General features: G+C 45.9%; 1 protein-coding gene. It reads left to right on the forward strand.

Going from position 1 to position 353, the window contains the following annotated elements; translation table 11 throughout:
- Positions 1-23 precede the first annotated feature (23 nt).
- Positions 24-353, forward strand: a 330-nt coding sequence (locus A3766_RS10355) for an alpha/beta fold hydrolase (RefSeq protein ID WP_369808623.1), incomplete at its 3' end; no start/stop codon positions are given.

The following is a 353-nucleotide window of genomic DNA, read 5'->3' on the forward strand; positions in this document are numbered from 1 at the left end:
GCATTAGGCTTGCTTTTGTCCTATTGACATTTACCTTCGCCCTAAGTCTAGGCGGCTGCGCAAACATCAAGCAGGCGTCTCAATCTTCGACCTCCTTGTCTAATTTTCTTGGCTTTTCCGAGCTACCTGACTGGTACATTACGAGCAAGTATAGTTATAGTGACTCCCAGTGGATCGAAAACGACTTTAATACAAAAATCCATTATCGCGACGTAGGCGAAGGCCCTGTAATACTTCTACTTCACAGCGAACTTTCCTCACTTCATGCTTGGGAGGATTGGATCGACATTCTGAGTAATGACTTTAGATTGATCGCAATAGACCTGCCAGGATCAGGGCTTACTGGCGCACCA

It is taken from the genome of Oleiphilus sp. HI0132 (assembly GCF_001635845.1).